We start from the raw sequence: 24,305 nt of genomic DNA, 5'->3' as shown, positions 1-24,305 counted from the left end.
GTGAAGAGACTGCAGGCGACCCCCAGGCCCGACTGGAAGCAAAAGATCGAGGAACAGGGGCTGGTCTTTTCCACCACCACCATGCCGGACGGCAAGAAGATCGAGTACTGGAACGAATCGGCGTACTACGAATTCACCATGGACGAGGTGGAAACCCTCGAGAAGACCGCCGAGGACATGCACCTGATGTGCCTTGAGGCGGCCGAGTACCTCGCGACCGGGGCCATGGGCAACATCGGAATCGGCCCGCAGGCGCTGGAACTGGCGGCCGAATCGCTGCAGGCCGCGGATATGGACATCTACGGCCGCTTCGACTTCGTGTACGACGGCCGGGGCGGCCCGGCCAAGATGCTCGAGTACAACGCGGACACGCCCACGGGGCTGATCGAGGCTTCCGTGGCGCAGTGGTTCTGGCTGCAGGATGTGTTCCCGGAGAAGGACCAGTGGAACGGCATCCATGAAGCCCTCATCCGGCAGTGGAAGAAGCTGCAGTACCGCACCGGCATGAGCACCCTGCACATTGCGCACTCGGAGGCTGAGCAGTCCGGCGAGGACTGGATGACCGCCGCGTACATGCGCGACGTCGCAGGCCAGGGCGGCTGGACCACCATCGGCATCAACATGTCGGACATCGGCTGGGACCCCAACCTGAACCGCTTTGTGGACCTGGACAACTTCATGATCAGCACCATCTTCAAGCTGTATCCGTGGGAACTGATGATGAAGGAGCCGTTCGGCCAGCGCCTGCTGCAGCGTGCCCACAATCCGCGCTGGGTGGAGCCGGCCTGGAAGATGCTCCTGTCCAACAAGGCGCTGCTGGCGGCCCTGTGGCACCTCTACCCGGGCCACCCGAACCTCCTCCCGGCGTACCTGAACGATCCCGGGCCCCTCAGGGAATGGGTCGCCAAGCCGCTGCACGGCCGCGAAGGGGACAACATCAAGATCCACGCTGCCGGCATCAACATGGAGCAGCCGGGCGGCTACGGTCGCGAAGGCTGGTGCTATCAGCAGTTCCATTCCCTGCCCGATTTCGACGGGAACCATCCCGTGCTGGGCCTGTGGGTGGTTGACGGCGAGTCCGTGGGCTGCGGCATCCGCGAATCCGACGGACCCATCACCGATTACTTCTGCCGGTTCGTTCCCAACACCATCGACGCCCCGGCCCCTCTTTCAGTCCAGGCCGCCTCGGCCTCCTCCAGCAAAGCAGGTATCGCACTATGACCGCAGGGACTTCGATGGCGGGAGGCCCCCCGGAGGGAACATCGGGACGCTCCGGCGGCAACTCCGGGGGCGACTCCGGCGGGCCGGGACCGGTTGTTCCGTCCAAGGGGCTGCGCGCCGGCATCCTGGACCTGGGCGACTCCGTCATGCTGGGGCTGGCCTCCACCGCACCCGTCTATTCGCTGGCGGCCACGCTGGGCCTGATTGTCGCGGTCAACGGCAACTACACTCCGTTGATCCTGCTCCTGGGGTTTGTGCCGGTCCTCTTCATCGCCTACGCCTTCCGGGAACTGAACAGCGCCATGCCGGACTGCGGCACCACCTTCATCTGGGCCCGCCGGGCGTTCGGTCCGTGGGCGGGCTGGCTGGGCGGCTGGGGCGTTGCCCTGGCCGGCATTGTGGTCCTCGCCAACCTGGCACAGGTGGCCGGGCAGTATCTGTGGCTGCTGATCGGCGACGGGTCGCTGGCGGAGAACGACCTGGTGGTGACGGCCACCGGCGTGGTGTTCATCATCTTCATGACCTTGGTGAACTACCGCGGCATCCGGCTGGGTGAGCACGTCCAGCGGGTCCTGACCTACGTGCAGTATGTTTCGCTGGGCATATTCGCGCTGGCGATCATTTTCCGGATCACGGGCGGGGCACCCGAAGGCCAGGCCTTCGACATCGAATGGTTCAACCCGGCCGGCGCCTTCGCCGATCCGGGCGCGGTGGTGCACGGAGTACTGCTGGCGCTCTTCATTTACTGGGGCTGGGACACCTGCCTGGCCGTGAATGAGGAAACCGAGAACCCCGCCAAGACCCCCGGCCGCGGCGCCGTCATCTCCGCCTTCGTGCTCGTGGCGATCTACGTGTCCGTGGCGCTGCTGGTCATGATGTATGCCACCGTGGGCACGGACGGGATCGGGCTAGGCAATGCCGAGAACCAGGATGACGTCTTCCTGGCCATGAAGGACGTGGTGCTGGGGCCCTGGGGCTGGCTGATCGTGGTGGCCGTGCTGGCATCAGTGCTGTCCTCGACGCAGACCACCATCCTGCCCACCGCCCGCGGCACACTGTCCATGGGCGTCCACGGGGCCCTTCCGGCCAAGTTCGGGGAAGTCCACGAGCGCAACCAGACGCCGGGGTTCTCCACGCAGGTGATGGGTGCCGCCGCCGTCGTATACTACGTGGCCATGAGCTTCCTGAGCCAGAACCTGCTCTCCGACTCCATCAGCTCCATCAGCCTGTTCATCGCGTTCTACTATGCCCTCACCGGCTTCGCGTGCTTCTGGTTCTTCCGCGGCACCCTGCGCGAGTCAGCCCGCAATCTCTGGTTCCGGGGCATCCTGCCGCTGCTCGGTGCGCTGATGCTGACCGTCGCGTTCTTCATTTCCGCCGTGCAGATGTGGGATCCGGCCTACGGGGACACGGAGATCCTCGGCGTGGGCGGTGCGTTCGTCAGCGGCGTGGTGCTGCTGGCGCTGGGCGTGGTGCTGGCCGTGGTGTGCCGCTTCGCCCCCGCCACGCGAAGTTACTTCCTGGCACAGCGGCCGGCGCCGAGCAACCGCTAGGAGCAACCCGTAGGATGCTCCAATGAGCAACGCTGCTGACGTTCCCGCTGTTTCGGACCCCTCCGACGTCCTGGCCCTTGATGCCCTGCTGGCCCCCGGGGAACTGGCGGTCCGGGAGCGGATCCGCGATTTCACCGAGCAACGGATCAAACCGGATATCGCCCGCTGGTACGACGACGCCGTCTTTCCGCTCGATCTGGCCCCCGAACTCGGCGAGCTGGGCGTCCTCGGCATGCACCTGGAGGGCTACGGCTGCCCGGGCCGCTCCGCCGTCGAGTACGGCCTCGCCGCGTTGGAACTGGAAGCCGGCGATTCCGGGATCCGCACGTTCGTCTCGGTCCAGGGATCCCTGGCCATGACCGCCATCCACCGGTGGGGGTCCGAGGACCAGAAGCAGGAGTGGCTCCCCCGTATGGCCGCCGGAGAGGTGATCGGCTGCTTCGCCCTGACCGAACCCACCGCCGGATCCGATCCGTCCGCGATGACCACCGTGGCCCGCCGCGACGGGTCCGGGGACGGCGCCGGCTGGGTCCTGGACGGCGCCAAGCGCTGGATCGGGCTCGCGTCCGTTGCGGGCGTGATGGTGGTGTGGGCCATGACCGACGACGGCGTCCGCGGCTTCCTGGTGCCGGCCGGCACACCCGGAGTCACGGCGACGCCGATCGGCCGGAAGCTTTCGATGCGCGCCTCGATCCAGTGCGATGTGGTGTTCGACGGCGTGCGGCTGGGACCCGAGGCCCTGCTGCCGGGCGCCCGCGGCCTGCGCGGCCCCTTCGCCTGCCTCAACGAGGCGCGGTACGGGATTGCCTGGGGTGCCATGGGCGCCGCCCGCGATTCCTATGAAGCCGCCCTGAAGTACTCACAGGACCGACTCCAGTTCGGCAGGCCGCTCGCCGGGTACCAGCTCACGCAGGAGAAGCTGGTGAACATGCTCCTGGAAATCCAGAAGGGCACCATGCTCGCCCTTCACCTGGGCCGGCTCAAGGACGCCGGCACCCTGCAGCCCGAGCAGATCTCCTTCGGCAAGCTGAACAACGTCCGTGAGGCGCTGGCCATTGCGAGGGAGGCCCGCTCCATCCTCGGCGGCAACGGGATCACCCTGGACTACTCGCCGCTGCGGCACGCCGCCAACCTCGAGTCGGTGCGCACCTATGAGGGCACCGACGAGGTCCACACCCTGATCCTGGGCCAGCACATCACCGGCATCGGCGCTTTCCGGTAACCCCTCCCAAGTAGCTCGCATTTAACGTCGTCAAAAGCGCTTTTGACGACGTCAAATGCGAGCTAGTTGGGGTGCGCGCCGCACCTTGGCCGCACCTGCGGGCTCAGGCCGAGAAGCCGCCGTCGGCCTTGATCAGCTGACCGGACACCCAGCGGCCCTCGGGTGAGAGCAGGAACGCCACGGTGCCCGCCACGTCCGCGGGGGTGCCGAGCCGTCCGCCGGGCTGGCGGCGGCTGAGATCCTCCCGCAGCTCCGAATCCATCCAGCCGGTATCAACAGGCCCGGGATTCAGCACGTTCGCCGTGATGCCGATAGGTCCCAGCTCCCTTGCCGCGGCAATGACCGTCCGGTCCAGCGCTCCCTTGGACGCACCGTACGGCAGGTTGAACGCTGTGTGATCGCTGGTCAGCGCCACGATCGCGCCGCCGTCGTGCCCTGCCTGCCTGGCAAAGGCGGCGATGAGTTGCCAGCTGGCCCGGGTGTTCACGGCGAAGTGCCGCTCCCAGCTCGCCAGCGTGGTGTCCAGGACACCGGAGTCCACGGACTCCGCATGGCTGAGCACCAGGCCCTGCAGCGTCCCGGCCTGTGCTGCCACGTCGGCCATGAGCCGGTCCACCGCCAGCGGGTCCTCCAGATCCGCCGGCAACGCAAGGGCGCGGGCGCCCGTCGCTTCCAGCTCCGCCAGGAGCCGTTCGACGTCGTCCTCCCGGATTCCCCAGGGCATCCGGGAGTCGTAGTCCTGCCAGTACGTGAGCACCAGGTCCCAGCCGTCCGCTGTCAGGCGGCGGGCAATGCCGGCGCCGATGCCGGCCAGGCGGCCGACGCCGGTCACCAGTGCTGTCCTGCTCATCCGGGCACCTCGGCCAGCGAGTTCCGCCGGAGCACCACGAGCCAGCAGGCAAGGATGGCCACCGCGCAGAACACGCCGGCGCTGGAGGCCATGAGCCAGGGCTCGGGCGCCTGGAAGTCCAGGTTCTCCGCTCCGAGCGCCTCGCCGATGGTCTTGGGTGAAAAGAAGAACACGATGATCGAGGCCCCCAGCACTCCGCCCAGGAACCAGCGGGTCACCCGCTGGCGCTGCGGTGTCTCACGCAGGGTCCAGGCGAACGCCGGGAGGACGGCCGCCATCCAGACCCAGTGGTGGGACCAGGAAACCGGGCTGATGAGGAGCATGGTGAGTGCCGTTGCTGAAATGGCCACCACCCGCGCGCCCTGGTCGCTGGCGGCCTTGACGACCATGGCGCCCACGCCAACCACCAAAACGCTGAGCAGGAGCCAGGGGACAGTGACGCCAGCTTCGGGAACACCGAAATGCAGCAGTGCACCCTTGATTGAAAGGTTGTCCACATAGCCCGCCCCGCCGATCCTGGACGTGTCAGGCAGGATCTCCAGCCAGAACTGGAACGATTCCGCCGGGCGAACCAGCCAGCCCAGCAGCACGGTGAAGGCGAATCCGGCGGCCATGTTGAAGAGTCCGCGCCAGTCCTTACGCACCAGGAAGTACAGCCCGAAGACCAGTGGCGTCAGCTTGATGCCGGCGGCCATGCCCACCAGGAACCCCCGCCCAGGGACACCCTGGTTCCAGCGCTGGTTCCTGGCGAGGAGGTCGGCCGCCATGAGCCCCATCAGCAGGATGTTGATCTGGCCGAACGCCAGGGTCTCGCGCCACGGTCCCAGGTTGATCACGGCCAGCAGCAGTATGACGGCGCCGCACCGGTTCCGTGTTGCCTGGAACCCGGGGGCTCCGAAGGTGTTGCGCCAGTCCTGTTTGGCGCTCCAGTACCGCACTCCGCGCACGGCGACCCACACGGCCACGGCTGCCCCGGCAGCGTTGAAGAGCATCAGCGCTGACTTCTCCGGCAGCGTTGCCAGCAGGCTGAACAGCATCGCGGCGAACGGCGGGTACGTGAACGGCAGTTCCGGCCCGCCCGCCCAGCCCACGGTCCGGCTGTAGAGGTCCGACGGCGACTGGCCGGCTTCGTTGAGGATCTTGCCGCCGTGCCAATAGACGCTGAAGTCAAGGCCGTGCTCGCCCCAGGCGTCGAGCCTTGAAGAGATGAACACGGCGGCAGCCAGCACGGCCAGGACTGTCACCAGCTCGCCGGAGACGCCCAGTGCCAGACTGCTCCGGTACCACGGTGCAGCGGTCCCGGCGCGTGGCCGGGGTTTCCTGTCGGCGACGTGCCGCGTCGCGGCGTCGAACTCCTTTTCGGCGTCGAGCAGTGCCATCCCGTGTCCCCAAACGTTGTTCCTGCAGAGCGGCGCCACTGTAGGCGCGTTGCGCGCTATCGCGATGTTGTGCCGGCTGACTCGCGCCGGATTCGGCGCCTCGTCCTCACATCCTACTGAAACAGGGGCCCTGTCCCCTGCTGCGCGGCTCCGGCGTGGCAAAACCAGGCGGGGCACCAGGCAGGGCACCAGGCAGGGCACCACAAACCGTCAGGCTGTTGCTGCCGCGGAACGCGTCGGCGGCCGCGCGTTGGTCGGCGGCCGCGCCCGGCGGTCCGCGGGGCAGCCGGGCTCAGCGGTCCGCGGGGCTGGCCGCCACGAGGACGGGTTCCCGCGCCCCGGCATCCTTGCGGATGGTGGCGCTGATGACGGCGGCAATGGTGCACATGGCCGCAGCGCCGAACCAGGCATAGGTGTACTGGCCGGTGGCGTCACGGATGGCGCCGGCGCCCAGGGCGGCGGCGGCCGCACCGAGCTGGTGGGCCGCGAAGACCCAGCCGAACACCACACTGCCGTCCGCCCCGAAGACCTGGCGGCAGATGGCGGCGGTCGGCGGAACGGTGGCAACCCAGTCCAGCCCGTAGATCACCACGAAAACGATCATGCTGGGCTGGACGGTGGCGCTCAGCAGCAGCGGCAGCACCAGCAGTCCGATGCCGCGGAACTGGTAGTAAACCGCCAGCAGGATCCTCGGGTTGAAGCGGTCCGTCAGCCAGCCGGACGCAATGGTGCCCACGATGTCGAAGATCCCGACGACGGCGAGCAGGCCCGCCGCGGTGGTCTCCGCCATGCCGTGGTCGTGGGCGGAGGGGATGAAGTGGGTGCCGATGAGACCGTTGGTGGTGGCACCGCAGATGGCAAAGCCGGCCACCAGTGCCCAGAAGGTCCGGACCTTGCTGGCACGCTTGAGGACCTGCAGCGCCCGGACCGCGGCGTTGCTGCTGGGCGCAGTGGAAGGGGCCGGTTCCGCCGCTGCGGCGGGCGCGGCGGCGGACTCAGTGCCGCGCGCATTACCGGCGACTGTGCCGGTGTCTGCGGAGGGGACGGCCTCGGCACCGTACGGCAGCACTCCGGCGTCGGCCGGTGAGTTCTTGAGGAATTTGAGCACCAGCGGCACCACGGCCAGGGCGCCGGCGGCGATGAGCAGGGATGCCTGCCGCCAGCCGGGATCCTGGGCCAGCACGGCGATGCAGGGCAGGAAAACCAGCTGCCCGGCCGCACTCCCCGCTGTCAGGATGCCGATCACCAGGCCGCGGCTCTTGGCGAACCAGGTGTTGGCGATGGTGGCGGCGAAGACGAGCGCCATGGACCCTGTGCCCAGCCCGATCAGCAGCCCCCACGTCAATAAGATCTGCCACGACTGGTTCACCAGCACCGTCAGGGCACTCCCCGCGCCGATCAGGACCAGCGCCACGGACGTCACGGCGCGGATGCCGAACCGTTCCATGAGCGCTGCGGCAAACGGTGCGGTGAGGCCAAAGAGCACCAGGTTGATGCTGACGGCCCCGGACAGCACGGTGGTGGACCAGCCAAATTCGTCCTGCAACGGCACCATCAGGACGCCGGGGGCGGCCCGGAAGCCGGCGGCGCCCACGAGGGCCAGGAATGCGACGGCGGCCACGATCCACGCGGGATGCAACTGGCGGCGCTTGCGTTTCCGGGGCGAGGGCAGCAGGGTGGTTTCGGAAGCGCTCATGCTGCGGGTCCGTTCTGTGAGGTGGAGGTGGCCAGCCGGACGGGCTCCGCCGTGCGGGTGAGGCTGTGCCAGCTGGTGTTTTCCGCGGTCAGCCGCTCACCGCAAGCGGTGCAGCTGTCCGCGGAGGACGTCCGCTGGCCGCAGGTGGAGTGAATGACGAACATGTGCGCCTGCTCGGACGGTGCCGGGAGATGCTTTTCGGCCCAGATCACCACCGCGTTGAGCACCGGCAGCGCGTCCTCGCCTTTCTCGGTCAGCACGTACTCCTGCCGGGTGCGGCCACCGTCGTCGTACGGTTTCCGGGCAAGGAGCCCGTCGTCCACGAGGCCGGCGAGCCGTTTGGTGAGTACTGAGTCAGCCACCATCAGCCGTTTTTTCATGGCGACGAAGCGGCCGTTGCCGAAGAAGACTTCGCGGAGCACCAGCATGCTCCAGGGATCGCCCAGGATGTCCAGGCCGCGGGCCATGGCGCAGGTGCGTTGGGACCAGTCAGAGCGGAGTGCCATGCAGGAAACCCTAGCTGACTCTCTTCAAGAAAGCTAAGGTTGTCGCGTAAGACGTCAGCGGAGGGTGGCCCTCGACGGACGGTAGGCCAGTGCCCAGTAGGCGAGCATGGCGATGCCGCACACCACGCCCAGGCTGGACACCGCGAGCTGCCCTTGCGTTTGCGGGTCCTTGCCCCATTCGTGCGCGCCCGCCATCACGGCGAGGTATTTGGGCGTCAGGTAGAACGCCACTGCAGAGGCGGCCACGATGATCCAGCCGGCCAGCCGCATCCTTCCGTCCTTCGACGGGATGCGGTGGAGTGCGAAGGCCATTGAGGGCAGCGCCACGGCCATCCACACCCAGTGGTGGGACCAAGAGACCGGGCTGATGAGCAGCATGAGCACGGCGCTGGCCGATACCGCGACGAAGTTCTCGTCCGCTTCGACAGCCCATTTGATGACCCGCGCCGCCACGGCCACGAGGGCCAGCGAAAGAACCAGCCACACCGCGCTGGTGACTCCGGAGTCCGGCATGCCCAGGTGCAGCAGCAGGCCTTTGACGGAAAGATTGTCCACGTAGCCGGGCCCGCCGATCCGTCCGGTGTCCGGCAGGATCTTGGTCCAGAACGTCACCGAGGCATGCGGGAGCACAGCCCAGGACAGCGCGATGGAGCCGAAGAAGCCCGCAGCCATCCAGCCGAGCGCCTTAAAGTCCCGGCGCACCAGGAAGTACAGGCCGAACGCCAGCGGCGTCAGTTTGATCCCCGCCGCCATGCCGATCAGCAGACCTGCCGGCCAGCGGAGCTCACCCGCCCGGGATTTTCCATACAGGGCAAAGTCCGCCAGGATCAGCCCCATCAGGATGATGTTGATCTGGCCGAAGTCGAACGTGTCCCGCCAGGGGCCCAGCAACAGGATCGCCGCCGTCCCCGCGAGCGCCACGGCCCGGAACCGCCAGTCGGCGAAGGCGTCCTTCCAGCGGTGCAGCCCGAAGTAGTGCCGCGCCAGCCACGCCGACACAACGGCGGCGCCAGCCAGCGCCGTCGTAATGAAAATGAGGCTGCTGGCACCGATGCTGAGCGTCGCCAGCAGCGCGAACAGCAACGCTGCGAACGGCGGGTAGGTGAACGGGAGGCCGTCCCGCGGGGCGTAAAGCTCGTTGACGCCGCTCTCGCCGGTCTGCAGCACCCGGCTGCCGCCGTAGTAGTACACCTCGAAGTCGTTCATCAGCGGGATGTACGCCGAGTACAGAACCACAAGGGCGATCACGACGGCGGCAGCGCCTGCCGCCGTCGCGATCCAGCCGCGTTTGGTGGGCGAAACCGCCCGGAGCGAGATGGTCACCGGCTGCTAGCTGCCCGTCCCGATGAAGGTGAAGGCGTGCTCCAGGTCCGCGATGAGGTCCTCGACGTCCTCGATGCCGCAGGAGAGCCGGATGAGGTTGACCGGAACGGCCAGCTCGGTTCCCTTGACGGAGGCGTGCGTCATTTCCGACGGGTAGTTCATGAGCGACTCGATGCCGCCAAGGGACTCGGCCAGTGTGAACACGGACGTGTTTTCCGCGACGGTGCGGGCCGCCGCCTCGCCGCCCTTGAACTGCACGGAGATCATGCCGCCGAACTTCTTCATCTGCTTCTTCGCGAGCTCATGGCCCGGGTGCGACGGGAGGCCCGGGTACAGCACGGCCTCCACTTCGGGGCGCTGCAGCAGCCACTCGGCCACGGCCTGGGCGTTGTCGCTGTGCCGGTCCATCCGGACGCCAAGGGTCTTGAGGCCGCGGGTGGTAAGGAAGGCATCCATCGGGCCGGAGACGGCACCGACGGCGAACTGCACGAAGCCGATCTTCTCGGCCAGTTCCGCGTCGTTGACCACGATCGCGCCGCCCACCACGTCGGAGTGGCCGCCGATGTACTTGGTGGTGGAGTGCACCACGATGTCGGCGCCGAGGGCCAGCGGGGTCTGCAGGTAAGGCGAGGCGAAGGTGTTGTCCACCACCAGGAGGGCGCCGGCGTCGTGCGCCAGCTTGGCGAGTGCCTCGATGTCAGTGATCTTCATCATCGGGTTCGACGGCGTTTCCACCCACACGAGGCGGGTTTTGCCCCCGTCCGGTCCGCCGGCCGCAACAGCCTCCGCGACGGCGTCAAGGTTGGACATGTCCACGGGGGTGTTGCCGATGCCCCACTCCCCCAGCACGCGGCTGATCAGCCGGTAGGTGCCCCCATAGGCGTCGTTGCCGAGCACGATGTGGTCGCCCGGACGGGTCAGGGCGCGGATCATCGAGTCCTCGGCGGCGAGGCCGGAGCTGAAGGAGTACGCGTGCGAGCCGCCTTCGAGCGCGGCCAGCTGTTCCTGCAGCGAGTCACGGGTGGGGTTGGTGCCGCGGCCGTATTCATAGCCGTCACGCAGCCCGCCGATGCCGTCCTGGGCGTATGTGGAGGAGAAGTGCACGGGCGGCACCACGGCGCCGGTGCGCGGCTCGAAGGCCTGGCCGGAGTGGACGGCGCGGGTGTTGAAACCTTGGTTTTCAGAGACAGACATGAAGTTCCTTTCGGCTGCCGATCGGGCTTGCAATCAGGACTAGTTGCTGAGGTAGGCGAGGAGGTCGTGGCGGGTCAGGATGCCCACCGGGGCGCCGACGAAGGTGACCATGACCGTGTCGACGTCGGAGAGCAGTTCGCGGGCGGCGGAGATGGTCTCCAGCGAACCGATCACGGGCAGCCGCTCCCCCATGTGTTCGGAGATCTTGTCCGTCAGCTTCGCCTCGCCGCGGAACAGCTTGGACGTGAGGCTCCGTTCGTCCACGGCGCCCAGCACTTCGCCCATAACCACCGGCGGTTCCTGGGACAGGACCGGGATGTGGGAGACGCCGTACTCGTTCATGATGTTGATGACGTCGCGGACGGTTTCGTTCGGGTGGATGTGCACCAGCTCCGGCAGCTCACCGGTCTTGGATTTGAGCACTTCACCGACGGAGGATTCCTCGCCGCCGGACAGGAAGCCGTAGGACCGCATCCACTGGTCATTGAAGATCTTGGCCAGGTAGCCGCGGCCTGAGTCGGGCAGGATCACGACCACCACGGCGTCTTCGGGCAGGTCCTTGGCGACCTGCAGGGCGGCAACCACGGCCATGCCGGATGAGCCGCCCACCAGCAGGCCCTCTTCGCGGGCAAGCCTGCGGGTCATCTCGAAGGACTCGGCATCGCTGACGGCAATCACGTCGTCCGGGACGGTTTTGTCGTAGTTGGCCGGCCACATGTCCTCGCCGACGCCCTCCACGAAGTACGGCCGGCCGGTTCCGCCGGAGTAGACGGAGCCTTCGGGGTCGGCACCGATGATCCGCACGGGTCCGCCGTCGACTTCTGGCCGGTTGGCGGAAACTTGCTTGAGGTACCTGCCGGTGCCGGTGATGGTGCCGCCGGTGCCGGCCCCGATCACGCAGTGCGTGACCCGGCCGTCGGTGTCCTGCCAGATCTCGGGTCCGGTGGATTCGTAATGGCTTCCCGGCGCGGCGGGGTTGGAGAACTGGTCCGGCTTGAACGCACCCGGGATTTCGGTGACCAGGCGGTCCGACACGCTGTAGTAGCTCTGCGGGCTGTCCGGGGCGACGGCGGTGGGAGTCACCACCACCTCGGCGCCGTATGCCTGCAGGACGGCGCGCTTGTCCTCGCCGACCTTGTCCGGGACCACGAAGATGCAGCGGTAGCCCTTCTGCTGGGCCACGAGGGCCAGGCCGACGCCGGTGTTCCCCGAGGTGGGTTCAATAATGGTTCCGCCGGGCAGGAGTTTGCCGTCCCGTTCCGCCTCCTCGATCATCTTCGCCGCGATGCGGTCCTTGATGGATCCGCCCGGGTTCAGGTATTCCACCTTCGCCAGGATGGTGGCTTTGACGCCATCCGTTACGTGGTTGAGTTTGACGAGCGGCGTGTGGCCGATGAGGTCCAGGACGGACTGGGCGTACTTCATAGGTACAAAGTTACCGTCTCGGGCCTGCACCCCTTGCCTCGGCGGCCCGCCCCGCCGGTGCGTGCCGCGCGGGCACAGGCCCGGACGGGTGGGACGATTGGGCAGTGCAGCGGTTCGCGTGGTTGACGAAGAGACGGAGTTACCTCCTGCCGGGGATCACGCTCGCGGCCGGCGTGGGGGCCCTGGCCCTGGGTGCGCTGCCTGTGCCTGCCTTCGCGGAACTGGCCGGCCGCACCATTCCCGTCCTGTCCTTCGTCCTGGCAATGTCCCTGGTGACGGAGCTCCTGGACGAGGCGGGCCTGTTCCAGGTGGTCACGGACCGCCTGGCTGCCCTGGGCCGCGGCCGCGTTTTCTTCCTGTGGCTCCTGGTCATTGCAGTCGCCACGGTGTCCACGGTTTTCCTGTCCCTGGATACCACAGCGGTGCTGGTGACCCCCGTGGTGGTGCTCCTGGCCGTCCATGCCGGCATTCCGCCCCTGCCGTTCGCCCTGACCAGCATCTGGCTCGCCAACACGGCGTCCCTGCTGCTTCCGGTGTCCAACCTCACGAACCTGCTGGCCCAGGACAGGCTCGGGCTCAGCCCGCTGGGATTTGCGGGCCTTGTCTGGGCACCCGCCCTGGTGGGACTGCTGGTTCCGCTCACCCTGTTGTGGCTGGCGTTCCGGGGAGACCTGCGCGGAAGCTACGGGCCCCAGCCAGTCCATCGTGTGCGGGACCGCGGCCTGCTGATATTCGCCGCGGGCACAGTGCTGGTGCTGCTGCCGGCGCTGGTGTCCGGAGTACCTGTCCAGTACCCCGCCATGGCGGCCGCCGCCTTCCTGCTGGCGGTTTTCCTGCGGCGGCGTCCTGCCGCGCTGCGGTGGTCGATGGTTCCGTGGCGTCCGTTGATGCTGACCGTGGGCCTGTTCGTGCTCGTGGAGGCCCTGCATGCCAACGGCCTAACCTCGCTGCTGGCCGGGGTGGCCGGAACAGGCGAAAGCCTGCCCGCCCTCCTGCAGCTGGCCGGGCTCGGCGCGGGAGCCGCCAACGCCGCCAACAACCTCCCCGCCTACCTGGCTATGGAGCCGGTAGCAGGCTCGCCGGCCCGGCTGACCGCGCTGCTCATCGGCGTGAACCTCGGCCCGCTGGTGAGTCCGTGGGCATCCCTGGCCACGCTGCTCTGGCACGAGCGGCTCCGTGCCCTGAACGTCCGGATCAAGTGGGGCGGATTCGCCCTCGCCGGCCTGGCGGCCGCAGCGCTGACGGTTCCCCTGGCCGTCGTGGCGCTGTGGGTGGCTTCAGGGATGCACTGATCCCGGGGCAGGAAGGGGCCACACGGGCCCCGCGGCCTACGCGCCGATGTCGTTTGCCGCGGATTCCGGGCTGACGCCCGCTCCCCCTGCGTCGGCGTTCTGCCACAGCCCTAGGACGTTGCCCTCGGGATCCCTGAAGTAAGCGTAGAAACCCATTCCGGGGATGGCATCCTTGGGTTTGACTACGGCTCCGCCCAACGATTCGATCCGCGCGAGCGAGGCGTCGATGTCCTCGACATCAACGGTGATGATGGGGGTCTTCAGTTCCCCCTCCCTGGCGAAGAGTCCGCCGTTGATCGCCCCGGGTTCCTTGGGCATCCCGGTTGTTTCATCACTCGGCGTGGTGAGGACCACGTTGTAGTCCATCTGGGGCATCGGGTTGATTGTCCAGTCGAAGGCCGCCTTGTAGAACTCGGTGGCCCGTCCCTGATCGTCCGCCGGGATTTCAAAATGTACGATTCCAGCCATTGTGCGCTCCTGACAAAATGGGGGTGGAGGCACGGATCTACCGCGCCACACGCAAATTCTAGTCCCGCAGGCCGGAGCCAATCAGGGCCCTTTGGCCTTGCCTGTCCACCGGGCTGCAGGCCGTGCAGGCGATGCCGGGGCGGCATGCCGCTGGGGGCTGTGTCAGCCTTGCGTGGGACGATAGACGTATGACCATCACCGACGTCCCTGCTGGCCTCGCCGCCGCGGCGGACGCCTCGCTGCGGTGGCATCCGGGCGGTCCCTTCAATCTCCTGCAGACCCTCGGAACGCTGATGCGCGGCAACGGAGATCCGGCCGTCGCCTCCCGGCCCGATGGTGTCTGGATGTCATTTACGACGCCGGATGGCCCGGCGACGCTCCGTCTCACCGTTTCCGGGGACCCCCGCGAACCGGACGTCGACGTGCAGGCCTGGGGGCCCGGGTCCGGGGACGCCATCTCGACGGCGCCGCGGCTGCTGGGCAGCGGAGACGACTGGTCCGGCTTTGACTGCCCCGAGTTCCACGCCACGCTCCCCCGGATGGTGGTGGAAGCCCGGCGCCGGAACCTTGCCGTGCGGCTCCCGTCCACGGGCCGGATAGTCGATTCCCTGGTGCCTACCATCCTCGAGCAGAAGGTCACCGTCATCGAGGCCCGGCGGGGCTACCGCTACCTGATGTACCGCTTCGGCACGGCGTCCCCCGCCGCCGGTACGGCCGCGCCGGCCGGGCTGTTGGTTCAGCCGACTCCTGAGCAATGGCTGCGGATCCCCTCCTGGGAATGGCACAAGGCCGGCGTGGGACCGCAGCGCTCGGCAACTGTCATGCGTGCCTTGCGTTCCGCCGTCGCCCTTGAGCGCCTGGCGGGGCTCACGGCCGCGGAGGCATCCGCCAAGATGCAGACCATCCCCGGCATCGGCATCTGGACGACGGCGGAGGTGGTCCAGCGCACGCACGGCTGCCCGGACTCCATCGCGGTGGGCGACTACCATCTGGCCGCGTACGTGGGCGCCGCGCTGACCGGCCGCCGGACGGACGACGCCGGGATGCTGCGGCTGCTGGCGCCGTGGCAGGGTCACCGGCAGCGGGTGGTACGGATGATCGGCCTCAGCGGCTTCCGGAAACCCACGTTCGGCCCGCGCATGACCATCCAGGACCACCGCCGGCACTAAGCCTCCCCTGCTGCGGGCATTTCACAGCATCTCCCCGCCAATCACTCCATCGCGGACCGAAGCTGTCCCTGATCCTGTGGACGCCCCCGCCGGCTGGGTATAGCGTGGCGGCATGGCGTCCGGCAGCCAGAACGCCAGTGACCCGCATCCTGGAGCGCGCAGTGATCCACACCCGGAAACTCACCAAGAACTTCACGGTCAAAAAGGAAACGGTCGAGGCCGTCAAGGGCGTCGACATCGACGTCGCCCCGGGCGAACTCGTGGCATTCCTCGGCCCGAACGGCGCCGGCAAGTCGACCACGCTGCGGATGCTGACCACGCTGCTCCGACCCACCTCCGGCACCGCCACGGTTGCCGGCGTGGACGTCTCGGCGGACCCCGCCGGGGTGCGCGCCCGGATCGGCTACATCGGCCAGGGCAACGGCGGCGGCCACAGCTTCAGGGTGATCGACGAAATGATGATGCAGGGCCGCTTCTACGGAATGAACACCACCGATGCCGCCGCCCGGGCCCAGGAACTCCTGAAATCCCTCGACCTGACCGACCTCGCCAAACGCACGGTCATCAAACTTTCCGGCGGGCAGCGGCGCAGGATGGATGTGGCCCTGGGCCTCATGCACTCACCGCGGCTGCTCTTCCTCGACGAACCTTCCACCGGCATGGACCCGCAGAACCGGGCCAACCTGTGGGAACACATCATGCGGATGCGCGCCGAGCACGGAACCACCATCGTCCTCACCACGCACTACATGGACGAGGCGGATTCCATGTCCGGGCGGGTGATTGTCATCGACCACGGCCGGATCATCGCCGACGATACCGCGGCCCGCCTCAAGGCCAACCTGGCCGGCGATCTGCTGGCCGTTGAGGTTGCAGCGGAGTCGGCCCCGGGCGTGCGCGGGCTGCTGGGACGGGCAGCAGCGGGCGGTGAGGTCCAGGAAAACACGCACGACGGCGTGGTCAGCTTCCGCCTGCGCCTCCCGGAAGGCGCACGGCTGGCGCCCGCGCTGCTCAAGGAAATGAACGACGCCGGCGCTCCCGCCCAGTCCCTGGAACTGAAACCGCCCACCCTGGACGATGTGTTCCTCGAGCTGACCGGACGCAACCTCAGGGAAGGAGCGGACCACTGATGAGTGTCCAGGATGTCCGGGACGTCGCGAAGAAACCCGGCCTGTTCCAGGTCCTCCACGACACAAGGTATGTGTTCTGGCGCGAGATGCTGCTGCCGCTGCGGGACCCGTTTTCGCTGATCTTTTCGCTGATCCAGCCTCTCGTCTTCCTGGGCCTCTTCGGACCGCTCCTCGGGTCAGCGGTGGGAGCACCGGCCTTCGGCGGACAGTCCACGCTGCAGTGGTTCCTGCCCGGCGTCGTGGTCATGATCGCCCTGTTCGGCACGTCCATGACCGGGTCCAACCTGCAGTACGAGCTGATGACCGGTTCCTACGAACGGATCCTGGCCACGCCGCTGTCCCGTTCGTCGCTGATGATCGGGCGGGCGCTGAAGGAGTGGGCGCCGCTGGTGGTGCAAGGGCTGCTCATCGCCCTGGTCTGCATCCCGTTCGGCTTCGTCTTCTACCCGCTGCACGTGCTGTTCGGGCTGGTCATCCTGGGCATCTTCGGCATCGGACTCGGTGCGCTCTCCTATGCCCTTGCCCTCGTGTCGCAGAACAAGGAGTGGATCTTCTGGGGAGTGCAGCAGACACTGCTTTTCCCGCTGATGATCCTGTCCGGCATCATGCTCCCCATTGAAGCCGGTCCGGACTGGATGAAGACCGCAAGCTGGTTCAATCCCCTGACCTACCTGGTCAATGCCGAGCGGGAACTGTTCGCGGGGAATATCGGCAGCGATACGCTCCTGGGCCTCCTGGCCGCGTCGGTGACGGCCGCCGTCGGACTGGTGGTTGGTATCCGGGCCATCAACCGCAACATCAGTTAGGACCGCCGGCTATGAGAGTCCCAGCCGGGCCACCGCTTCCTTGCGCATTTCCACCTTGCGGATTTTTCCCGAGACGGTCATCGGGAAGCTTTCGCGGACGTCCACGTACCGCGGGATCTTGTAGTGGGCCAGCTGCCCCCGGCAGAACTCGGCGACGGCGGCGGCGTCCAGCGGCTCGGCGCCGGGCTTGAGGATGATGCATGCCATCAGCTCCTCGCCGTACTTGGCATCCGGGACTCCGATCACCTGCACGTCCTGGACCGAGGGGTGCGTGTAGAGGAACTCCTCGATCTCGCGCGGGTAGATGTTCTCCCCGCCGCGGATCACCATGTCCTTGATCCGGCCTTCGATCAGCACGTAGCCGTCGGCATCCATGCGGGCCAGGTCGCCGGTGTGCATCCAGCCGTCAGCGTCGATCGCTTCGGCGGTCTTGTCCGGCTGGTCCCAATACCCCTGCATCACGCTGTAACCGCGCGTGCACAGCTCCCCGATATCGCCGCGCTCCAACACACTGCCTGTCACCGGGTCCACCACCTGACTCTCCAGCTGCGGCATGGTCCGCCCCACGGTCTCGGTGCGGTGCTGCATGGTGTCACCGTCGCGGGTCATGGTGGACACCGGGGACGTTTCCGTCATGCCGTAGCAAATGGCCACATCCCTCATGTTCATCTCCGAGATGACCCGGTTCATCACCTCGATGGGACACAGCGATCCGGCCATAACGCCGGTCCGCAGCGTGGACAGGTCATAGGAAGCGAAGTCCGGCAGTGCCAGCTCGGCAATGAACATGGTGGGCACGCCATACAACGATGTCCCGCCAAAATCCTGGACCGCCTCCAGGGCCGCCGCAGGTGTGAAGGACCGCCCCGGAACGATCGTGGCGGCGCCGTGGCTCAGGGCGTTCAGGTTTCCGATGACCATCCCGAAGCAGTGGTAGAACGGCACCGGGATCACCACGCGGTCGTGCTCCGTGTACCCCAGCAGCTCGCCGATGGAATAGCCGTTGTTCAGGATGTTGCGGTGCGTAAGCGTGGCGCCTTTGGGGAAGCCGGTGGTGCCCGAGGTGTACTGCAGGTTGATGGGATCGTGCGGATCCAGCCCCGCCAGGCGGGCCTTCAGGACGGAATGCCCGACGTCGTCTGCCCGCTTGAGCAGCTCGGCGTAGGTGAGTTCGGCGTCCGTTTCCGGGTCACCTGCCTGCAGCTGCGGCTGGCCGCCTTCCGGGAGGAACACCAGTTCCTTCAGCTCAGGGCATTCGGCGAGGGCCTGCCGGGCCATCCCGGTGTAGTCGCTGCTCCGGTCCGACGGCGCCGTGACAAGCATGCGCATGCCGTTCTGCTTCACCACAAACTCCAGCTCATGGCTCCGGTAAGCCGGATTCACATTGACCAGGATGGCGCCGATCTTGGCTGTGGCGTACTGCAGGATGGTCCACTCCGCACAGTTGGGGCTCCAGATTCCAATCCGCTCCCCTGTGGCGACGCCGAGGGCGAGCAGCGCGCGGGCCAGCCTGTCGACGTCGTCGTTCAGTTTTGTGTAGCTCCAGCGGCGGGCATCCGCGCCGGGAACCGGAGCAGCCTCGATCAGGGCGTCGTGGAACGGGAACCGGGCCACGATCCGCTCGAAATTCTGTCCGATGGTCTCTTCGAGCAGCGGGACGTCAGTGTCCCCGGCTGTATAAGCGCGCATGCTGGCACGCTACCAACAGACCACTGGCAAGAGAAGCGTAAAACTAGGAAGCCCTACAAAATATTTCGGAACCGGCAAGGGCGGGCCGGTATTGTGAAACGCATGAGTGCACCCATTGACCTGCAGGCAACGTTCATCCCCAACGACGGCGAATTCTTCCGCGTGAAGCTCGCCCTCGAAATCGCGATCGACGAGGTGGTCAACGAAGCCGGCTGCATCCGGTACGAACTGACGGAGGCCACCGAGGACAAGCTGGTGCTCACCGAACAGTGGGCTTCCGAAGAGGACCTTGACAAGCATTCCAAGGGCACCGCCGTCCAGGACCTGAACGAATCGCTGAGCGCCCTGCTGGCCGAGCCCGTCCAGCTCGAACGGCTGTAGTCCTGCCGCTTTTCCCGACAAACAACGCGGGGTCACTCCGCCCGCACGACCCTGGTTCGTGGGCGGAAGTGACCCCGCGTTGGAGTTTAAAATGCTGCGTTTAGGCGGTGGAGCCTCAGGCGTTTGACGCCCGGCGGAAGCCTTAGGCCTCCGGAATCTGGGTGCCGTCCTGCTTGCCGGCCGCAGCCGCTGCCTCAGCCTGCGAACGGGCCACATGGGCGTGGACTTCCTCCATGTCCAGTGCCTTGACCGCGTCCACCACCTGTTCCAACTGCTGGGCGTTCAGCGCGCCGGGCTGGGAGAACACCAGCACCTTCTCGCGGAAAGCCATCAGCGTGGGGATGGACGTAATGCCGGCCTCGGCCGCCAACTGCTGTTGCGCTTCGGTGTCCACCTTGGTGAAGACAACGTCCGGGTGCTTCTCGGAAACGGCGGAATACGTGGGTCCAAACTGCTTGCAGGGACCACACCATTCGGCCCAGAAATCAACGAGGACGATGTCGTTGTTCTCCACGGTTGTTGCGAACTGTTCACCTGTAATGTCTACGGTAGCCATGGGTCAACGGTACGCGAGCCGCCCGGGGATGTCCCATGCGTTTCGCTCTTGGCACACCTGCACCGCTTCAGCCCTGCCCCGGGACCTACGGCCCTTACCGGGGCTTAAACAGGCGTTTAGCATCTTGAACATGCGTTCAGCAGCAGCGGACCCACGCGGGGACGACCGAAGCACCACCGTCCGCGCCGTTGCCACGGCCGCGGGCGTCAGTCCGGGGCTGGTCATCCATCACTTCGGCAGCAAGGCCGGCCTGCGTCTGGCCTGCGACGACTTCGTCATCGGGTACGTGGCACGGCGCGGCCAGGAAAAGGCGGATCCGGCCAGCGCCCGCGACCTCGTCGAGGGTTACCTTGCGGACCCCGGGCAGTACGACGACGAAATCGCCTACATCCGGCAGGCGCTCAGCGACCAGTCGGAGGCCGGCGAGCGCCTGTTCGATGCACTGGTGCGGCAAACAGCGCAGCTGATGGAAACCGGCATGGCCCACGGCACCGTCCGCGCCTTCAGCGATCCCCACGCCGCCGCCGTCGTGATCGCTTCCAACAGCCTGGCCATCCTGGTGCTTGGCAGGCACATCGCCAGGTCGCTGGGGACGACGGGACTCGGCGCCGACACGGTGCGCCGGCTGACTGTGCCGGCGCTGGAGCTCCACACGCACGGGTTCTACACCGACACCGCCTTCCTGGACGCGGCACGGTCCGCGATGGGGGCTTCCGGAACGGAGGCTCCCGCCGGGGCCGGAGCCGGGGCACAGGCCGGGGCACAGCCTTCCGGACCGCTGAACAGGGAGGAAGATCGATGAGCCAGGCGATAGTCGTTCAGTCACTCACCAAGAAATTCGGCAGCCGGGAGGTGCTGCACGGCATCGACTTCACGGTGGAACGGGGAACGGTGTTCGGCGTGATCGGGCCCAACGGTGCCGGCAAGACCACCACCATGCGCTGCCTCTTGGACATCATCAGGCCATCGTCCGGGAGTTTCTTGGTGCTGGGCGAGGACCCCCGGCGGGCGGGACCGGAGCTTCGTCGCCGGATCGGATATCTCCCCGGCGAACTGTTCCTGGAAGGACGGATCACGGGACGAAAACTCCTGTCCCATTACGAGGCCATCAGCGGCCCGGTGAAGCGCGGCCACATCGATGCGCTGGCGGAGCGGCTTGATCTCGACCTGGACCGGCACACACGCAAGCTGTCGAAAGGCAACCGGCAGAAGCTGGGGCTCGTACAGGCCTTTATGCACGACCCGGAGCTGCTGGTGCTGGACGAGCCCACCAGCGGCCTGGATCCCCTCGTGCAGCAGGAATTCCTGGCCATGGTGAAGGAGTCCCGGGACAAAGGGCAGACCATCTTCCTCAGCTCCCATGTACTTAGCGAAGTCCAGCAGGCCGCGGATGAGGTCGCCATCCTGCGCGACGGCCATATCGTCACGGTGGCCTCGGTGGCAAGGCTCCGGGAAAGCGCGGTGCGCCATGTCCGGCTCAGCGCCACCCGGATTTCCGCGGACGACGCCGGCGCGATGCTCCGCCGGGTCCCCGGCATCGCCCGGCTTGAGGTGCTGGACTCGGGCGACGGCGTCGAGCTCTCAGCCACCCTTGAAGGGGCCATCCAGCCGCTGCTCCACGTGCTTTCTGGGCTGCATCTGACCGACCTGGTGCTCGAGGAACCCGACCTGGAGGAATCAGTGCTCAAGATGTACGGAAGCCTGGCCGGCAACGGGGTACGGCCGTGAAGACGACCCTTCCCCTGTTCACCAGAGCCTTCGTGGACTCCTGGCGGTCGACCCTCGGCTGGGCGGCCGGACTGGCCTTTGCCGTCTTCCTCTACCTGCCGCTCTACCCCTCCATTGGCGGCAGCGCCGAAATGCAGAACATGATCGACGCCCTGCCGCCGGAGATGACCAAGGCCCTGAATTACGATCAGATCGCCACCGGTCCGGGCTACACCCAGGCCACGCTCTTCGGCCTGATCGGCTTCATGCTGATGACTATTGCCTCGGTGGCCTGGGGCGCGGCGGCGGTGGGCGGCGACGAGGAATCGGGTCAGCTGGAACTTACGCTGGCGCACGGTGTCACACGTGTCCAGGTGGTCCTGGAGCGTGCCCTGGCCCTGTTCCTTCGCGTGATCTTGCTGTCCGCCCTGGTGTTTGTCCTGGTGCGCCTGCTCAATGACTCGGCACGGCTGGACATCATGCCGGAAAACCTGTTCGGTGCCGCCGTGCTGTTCGCCGGACTGTCGCTGCTCACCGGAACCGCGGCCCTCTTCGCCGGCACGTTGACGGGCCGCCGGACGCATGGACTTGCTGCCGGTGCTGCCGTGGGCGTGCTGGGCTACGTCTTCAATGCAGTGGGGCGGCAGAGCAAGGACGTCGAGTGGCTCCTGGGACTATCCCCGTATCACTGGGCCTACGGAAACTCCCCGGTGGCGAGCGGGGCGGACTGGGCGGCCGCTGGCTGGCTGTGGGGCATCTCAGTGGCACTGGTGCTGCTCAGCGCAGTGGCGCTGGACAGACGCGACGTCGGCGCGTAGCGGCAGGTGCCGCGGCGGCGGGCGTGTAGGCGGCAGGCGCGGTTTCAGCGGCGACGCAGCGTCTCAGTGCCAGAGGTTCGGCGCGGGACGGCGGGCTCCGGGCAGTGCATTGGTTTCGCGCCACTCGTGGATCCACTCCGGCAGTTCCAACCCGGCCGGGGGCTCACCGAATTCAGCGAAGATCTCCTCCTGGCTGACGGGCCTCCCCTTACTGACAAGACGGGTGGCGATGTGCGCCCGTGCATAGATTTCCCCGTCCGCCACCATGCGCTGCTCGAAGTAGATGGCCTTGGTGTCCAGGCCGATGATCCGCGATTCGATGGTGTACTGCTGCCACAGCTGCAGGGACTTGCGGAAGGCGATGGTCTCCCCTGCGGCCACGGGCGTCCAGCCCCGCCGGCGCATCTTTTGCCAGGTCCCGCTACGTGCCATCAGGTCAAACCGGCCCAGATCCATCAGCGAGAAGTACATCCCGTTGTTGACGTGCATGGCGATGTCTATGTCCGTGGGCAGGACGCGAAGCGGCAGGGAGGATGTGTCCCAGATGCTCAGGGGCGGCCGGCGCGAGGAAGTGAACAGGAGCAGGAGGGTTCGCAAAAGCAGGTGCATGCAACCATGTTACCCATGAGTAACATCGGGGCCAAGAGGCAGCCCCGTAGGATTTCCCCCATGACACAGCAACGCTACAGGGACATAGCCGAGTGGCCGCTGATGGGGACAGCCCTGGTGTTCCTGGCAGCCTATGCCTGGCAGGTGATCGGCCACATCGAAGGGCGGCAGGCCGACGTCCTGGAAGGGATCATGTGGATCACCTGGGCAATCTTCGCCGCCGACTATGCCGCCAACCTGTGGCTCGCGGAGAACAGGAAGCACTGGTTCATCCTCAACCTGCACGAGCTGCTGATCGTTGCCCTCCCGTTCTTCCGCCCGCTGCGGCTGCTCCGGCTGGTGACGCTGATCTCCGTGCTGCACCGCACCGTGGGTGAAACCCTCCGCGGCCGCGTGGTCACCTACGTGGCCGGCTCCGCGGTCCTGCTGGTCTTCGTGGGCGCACTTGCCGTCCTGGACGTCGAACAAAACGCCCCCGACGCCAAAATCCTCACCTTCGGTGACGCCGCCTGGTGGGCCATCACCACCATCACCACCATCACCACGGTGGGGTACGGCGACCTCTTTCCGGTCACGCCGATCGGCCGGATGGTCGCAGCGGCTTTGATGATGAGCGGTATCGCGGTGCTGGGTGTGGTCACCGCGTCCATCGCATCGTGGCTGGTGCAACGGGTGGAAGAGAACACCGAAGCGGCCGTGGAAGCGGCTGAAGTTCCGGTCCGCACCGAGGTCCGGGAGCTGCTGGTGGAGGTTGCCGCCCTGCGCCGGGAATTGGCGGAACTGCGCAGCGAGCGCGAGCTGTAGAACCGCCCGCCAACCGACCGCATTCAATCAAAAAGATAGCCGCCCGGGCTTTACATCCGGGCGGCTATCTTTTGCTGTCTAATGGCATTGAATAAATCCAGATGACTGAATTATTTTGTTTTGCGCCATTCTTCCAAAAAGCGAGAATTGTCCAGGTAAAAGAACTAATTAACCAGCATTCGCAATGCGCACGTGTCCTGCCGCTCATCGTCCTCGCGGCTCGACATGCGCGGGCCGCGTACTCACCCCAGGCCAAGTACCACTCCATCCGCAAGCGAGTGTCCCCGCCGTCGAACAAAAAACGGCATTGGGTATGTCCCGCCAATGTGCGGGTGTTATGCGTGAAGATTCGGGTAATGCCCACTCGTGCGGCAAATACTCCCCATTCATAGACTCGATATTCCTAGGGCAAGCAGCATTCCGGAATTTCACATGGCCACAGAGGTGGGCATGGGTCTAATCATTCGGGCTTCCGCAATTCTTCGTCAATTCGGCAGCTCACTTCAT

The 24,305-nt window shown here is 66.7% G+C and carries 23 protein-coding genes; 12 read left to right on the top strand and 11 right to left on the bottom strand.

What is annotated here, in order from left to right; genetic code table 11:
* From J7I79_RS12685 to J7I79_RS12675, 3 genes are read left to right on the top strand one after another with little or no spacing between them, the layout of a single operon-like run.
* Window positions 1-1,221, top strand: a complete 1,221-nt coding sequence (locus J7I79_RS12685) for a glutathionylspermidine synthase family protein (protein ID WP_214953665.1) — start codon at window positions 1-3, stop codon at window positions 1,219-1,221.
* Window positions 1,218-2,774 (top strand): APC family permease, encoded by a 1,557-nt coding sequence (locus J7I79_RS12680; RefSeq protein ID WP_214953663.1) that lies wholly within the window; start codon window positions 1,218-1,220, stop codon window positions 2,772-2,774. Before J7I79_RS12685 ends, J7I79_RS12680 begins: the two co-directional genes overlap by 4 nt.
* A gap of 22 nt (window positions 2,775-2,796) precedes the next feature.
* Window positions 2,797-3,996, top strand: coding sequence for an acyl-CoA dehydrogenase family protein (locus J7I79_RS12675; RefSeq protein ID WP_214953661.1), 1,200 nt, complete (start codon window positions 2,797-2,799; stop codon window positions 3,994-3,996).
* A 103-nt stretch (window positions 3,997-4,099) separates the two neighbouring features.
* Here the strand turns inward: J7I79_RS12675 and J7I79_RS12670 are convergent, their stop codons facing one another.
* From J7I79_RS12670 to J7I79_RS12640, 7 genes are all read right to left on the bottom strand, one after another.
* Window positions 4,100-4,846 (bottom strand): SDR family oxidoreductase, encoded by a 747-nt coding sequence (locus J7I79_RS12670; RefSeq protein WP_214953659.1) that lies wholly within the window; start codon window positions 4,844-4,846, stop codon window positions 4,100-4,102.
* Window positions 4,843-6,225 (bottom strand): glycosyltransferase 87 family protein, encoded by a 1,383-nt coding sequence (locus tag J7I79_RS12665; protein WP_214953657.1) that lies wholly within the window; start codon window positions 6,223-6,225, stop codon window positions 4,843-4,845. Before J7I79_RS12665 ends, J7I79_RS12670 begins: the two co-directional genes overlap by 4 nt.
* Before the next feature lie 292 nt (window positions 6,226-6,517).
* The gene (locus J7I79_RS12660; protein ID WP_214953655.1) at window positions 6,518-7,921 is read right to left on the bottom strand and encodes an MFS transporter; all 1,404 of its coding nucleotides are present in this window, start codon (window positions 7,919-7,921) and stop codon (window positions 6,518-6,520) included.
* Window positions 7,918-8,427 carry a helix-turn-helix domain-containing protein gene (locus tag J7I79_RS12655; protein ID WP_214953653.1) on the bottom strand — a complete coding sequence of 170 codons (510 nt, stop codon included), beginning with the start codon at window positions 8,425-8,427 and terminating at the stop codon, window positions 7,918-7,920. The genes J7I79_RS12660 and J7I79_RS12655 overlap by 4 nt, the downstream gene beginning before the upstream one ends.
* A gap of 54 nt (window positions 8,428-8,481) precedes the next feature.
* Entirely contained in the window at window positions 8,482-9,750 is a 1,269-nt protein-coding gene (locus J7I79_RS12650) for a glycosyltransferase 87 family protein (protein WP_214953651.1), read from the bottom strand.
* Between the two features lie 6 nt (window positions 9,751-9,756).
* Window positions 9,757-10,944: a cystathionine gamma-synthase gene (locus tag J7I79_RS12645; RefSeq protein WP_214953649.1), complete on the bottom strand. Its 1,188-nt coding sequence runs from the start codon at window positions 10,942-10,944 to the stop codon at window positions 9,757-9,759.
* Between the two features lie 39 nt (window positions 10,945-10,983).
* Window positions 10,984-12,369 carry a cystathionine beta-synthase gene (locus tag J7I79_RS12640; protein WP_214953647.1) on the bottom strand — a complete coding sequence of 462 codons (1,386 nt, stop codon included), beginning with the start codon at window positions 12,367-12,369 and terminating at the stop codon, window positions 10,984-10,986.
* Between the two features lie 104 nt (window positions 12,370-12,473).
* Here J7I79_RS12640 and J7I79_RS12635 point away from each other — a divergent pair, with 104 nt between their 5' ends.
* Entirely contained in the window at window positions 12,474-13,661 is a 1,188-nt protein-coding gene (locus tag J7I79_RS12635; RefSeq protein ID WP_214953645.1) for an SLC13 family permease, read from the top strand.
* Between the two features lie 36 nt (window positions 13,662-13,697).
* On the opposite strand, the gene J7I79_RS12630 is transcribed toward J7I79_RS12635, so the two are convergent.
* Entirely contained in the window at window positions 13,698-14,129 is a 432-nt protein-coding gene (locus J7I79_RS12630; protein WP_214953643.1) for a VOC family protein, read from the bottom strand.
* Window positions 14,130-14,317: 188 nt separating this feature from the next.
* Between J7I79_RS12630 and J7I79_RS12625 the strand changes: the two genes are divergently transcribed.
* The 3 genes from J7I79_RS12625 (at window position 14,318) to J7I79_RS12615 (ending at window position 17,234) form a co-directional block, all read left to right on the top strand.
* A complete protein-coding gene (locus J7I79_RS12625) occupies window positions 14,318-15,298 on the top strand; it encodes a DNA-3-methyladenine glycosylase (RefSeq protein WP_214953641.1) in 981 nt (326 codons plus the stop codon).
* A gap of 161 nt (window positions 15,299-15,459) precedes the next feature.
* Window positions 15,460-16,428, top strand: a complete 969-nt coding sequence (locus J7I79_RS12620) for an ATP-binding cassette domain-containing protein (protein ID WP_214954278.1) — start codon at window positions 15,460-15,462, stop codon at window positions 16,426-16,428.
* Complete coding sequence (locus J7I79_RS12615; protein ID WP_214953639.1) at window positions 16,428-17,234, top strand: ABC transporter permease; 807 nt, start codon at window positions 16,428-16,430, stop codon at window positions 17,232-17,234. The genes J7I79_RS12620 and J7I79_RS12615 overlap by 1 nt, the downstream gene beginning before the upstream one ends.
* Before the next feature lie 9 nt (window positions 17,235-17,243).
* On the opposite strand, the gene J7I79_RS12610 is transcribed toward J7I79_RS12615, so the two are convergent.
* Window positions 17,244-18,923 carry an AMP-binding protein gene (locus tag J7I79_RS12610; RefSeq protein ID WP_214953637.1) on the bottom strand — a complete coding sequence of 560 codons (1,680 nt, stop codon included), beginning with the start codon at window positions 18,921-18,923 and terminating at the stop codon, window positions 17,244-17,246.
* A 102-nt stretch (window positions 18,924-19,025) separates the two neighbouring features.
* Here J7I79_RS12610 and J7I79_RS12605 point away from each other — a divergent pair, with 102 nt between their 5' ends.
* Window positions 19,026-19,304 (top strand): putative quinol monooxygenase, encoded by a 279-nt coding sequence (locus tag J7I79_RS12605; RefSeq protein ID WP_214953635.1) that lies wholly within the window; start codon window positions 19,026-19,028, stop codon window positions 19,302-19,304.
* Between the two features lie 142 nt (window positions 19,305-19,446).
* Here the strand turns inward: J7I79_RS12605 and trxA are convergent, their stop codons facing one another.
* Window positions 19,447-19,860 carry a thioredoxin gene (gene trxA, locus J7I79_RS12600; RefSeq protein WP_104171953.1) on the bottom strand — a complete coding sequence of 138 codons (414 nt, stop codon included), beginning with the start codon at window positions 19,858-19,860 and terminating at the stop codon, window positions 19,447-19,449.
* Between the two features lie 130 nt (window positions 19,861-19,990).
* Between trxA and J7I79_RS12595 the strand changes: the two genes are divergently transcribed.
* Genes J7I79_RS12595 through J7I79_RS12585 form a run of 3 tightly spaced genes read left to right on the top strand, consistent with a single transcriptional unit; the run spans window position 19,991 to window position 22,385 of the window.
* Window positions 19,991-20,662, top strand: a complete 672-nt coding sequence (locus J7I79_RS12595) for a TetR family transcriptional regulator (protein WP_214953633.1) — start codon at window positions 19,991-19,993, stop codon at window positions 20,660-20,662.
* Window positions 20,659-21,588 (top strand): ABC transporter ATP-binding protein, encoded by a 930-nt coding sequence (locus tag J7I79_RS12590; RefSeq protein WP_214953632.1) that lies wholly within the window; start codon window positions 20,659-20,661, stop codon window positions 21,586-21,588. The genes J7I79_RS12595 and J7I79_RS12590 overlap by 4 nt, the downstream gene beginning before the upstream one ends.
* Window positions 21,585-22,385 carry an ABC transporter permease subunit gene (locus J7I79_RS12585; protein ID WP_214953630.1) on the top strand — a complete coding sequence of 267 codons (801 nt, stop codon included), beginning with the start codon at window positions 21,585-21,587 and terminating at the stop codon, window positions 22,383-22,385. Before J7I79_RS12590 ends, J7I79_RS12585 begins: the two co-directional genes overlap by 4 nt.
* Window positions 22,386-22,448: 63 nt before the next feature.
* Here the strand turns inward: J7I79_RS12585 and J7I79_RS12580 are convergent, their stop codons facing one another.
* Window positions 22,449-22,994 (bottom strand): thioesterase family protein, encoded by a 546-nt coding sequence (locus J7I79_RS12580; RefSeq protein WP_214953628.1) that lies wholly within the window; start codon window positions 22,992-22,994, stop codon window positions 22,449-22,451.
* A gap of 60 nt (window positions 22,995-23,054) precedes the next feature.
* Between J7I79_RS12580 and J7I79_RS12575 the strand changes: the two genes are divergently transcribed.
* Complete coding sequence (locus J7I79_RS12575; protein WP_214953626.1) at window positions 23,055-23,798, top strand: potassium channel family protein; 744 nt, start codon at window positions 23,055-23,057, stop codon at window positions 23,796-23,798.
* Window positions 23,799-24,305 lie beyond the last annotated feature (507 nt).

Source organism: Arthrobacter sp. ISL-69, from assembly GCF_018613775.1.
Classification (GTDB): Bacteria; Actinomycetota; Actinomycetes; order Actinomycetales; family Micrococcaceae; genus Arthrobacter.
This window is presented reverse-complemented; position numbering and strand designations above follow the sequence as displayed.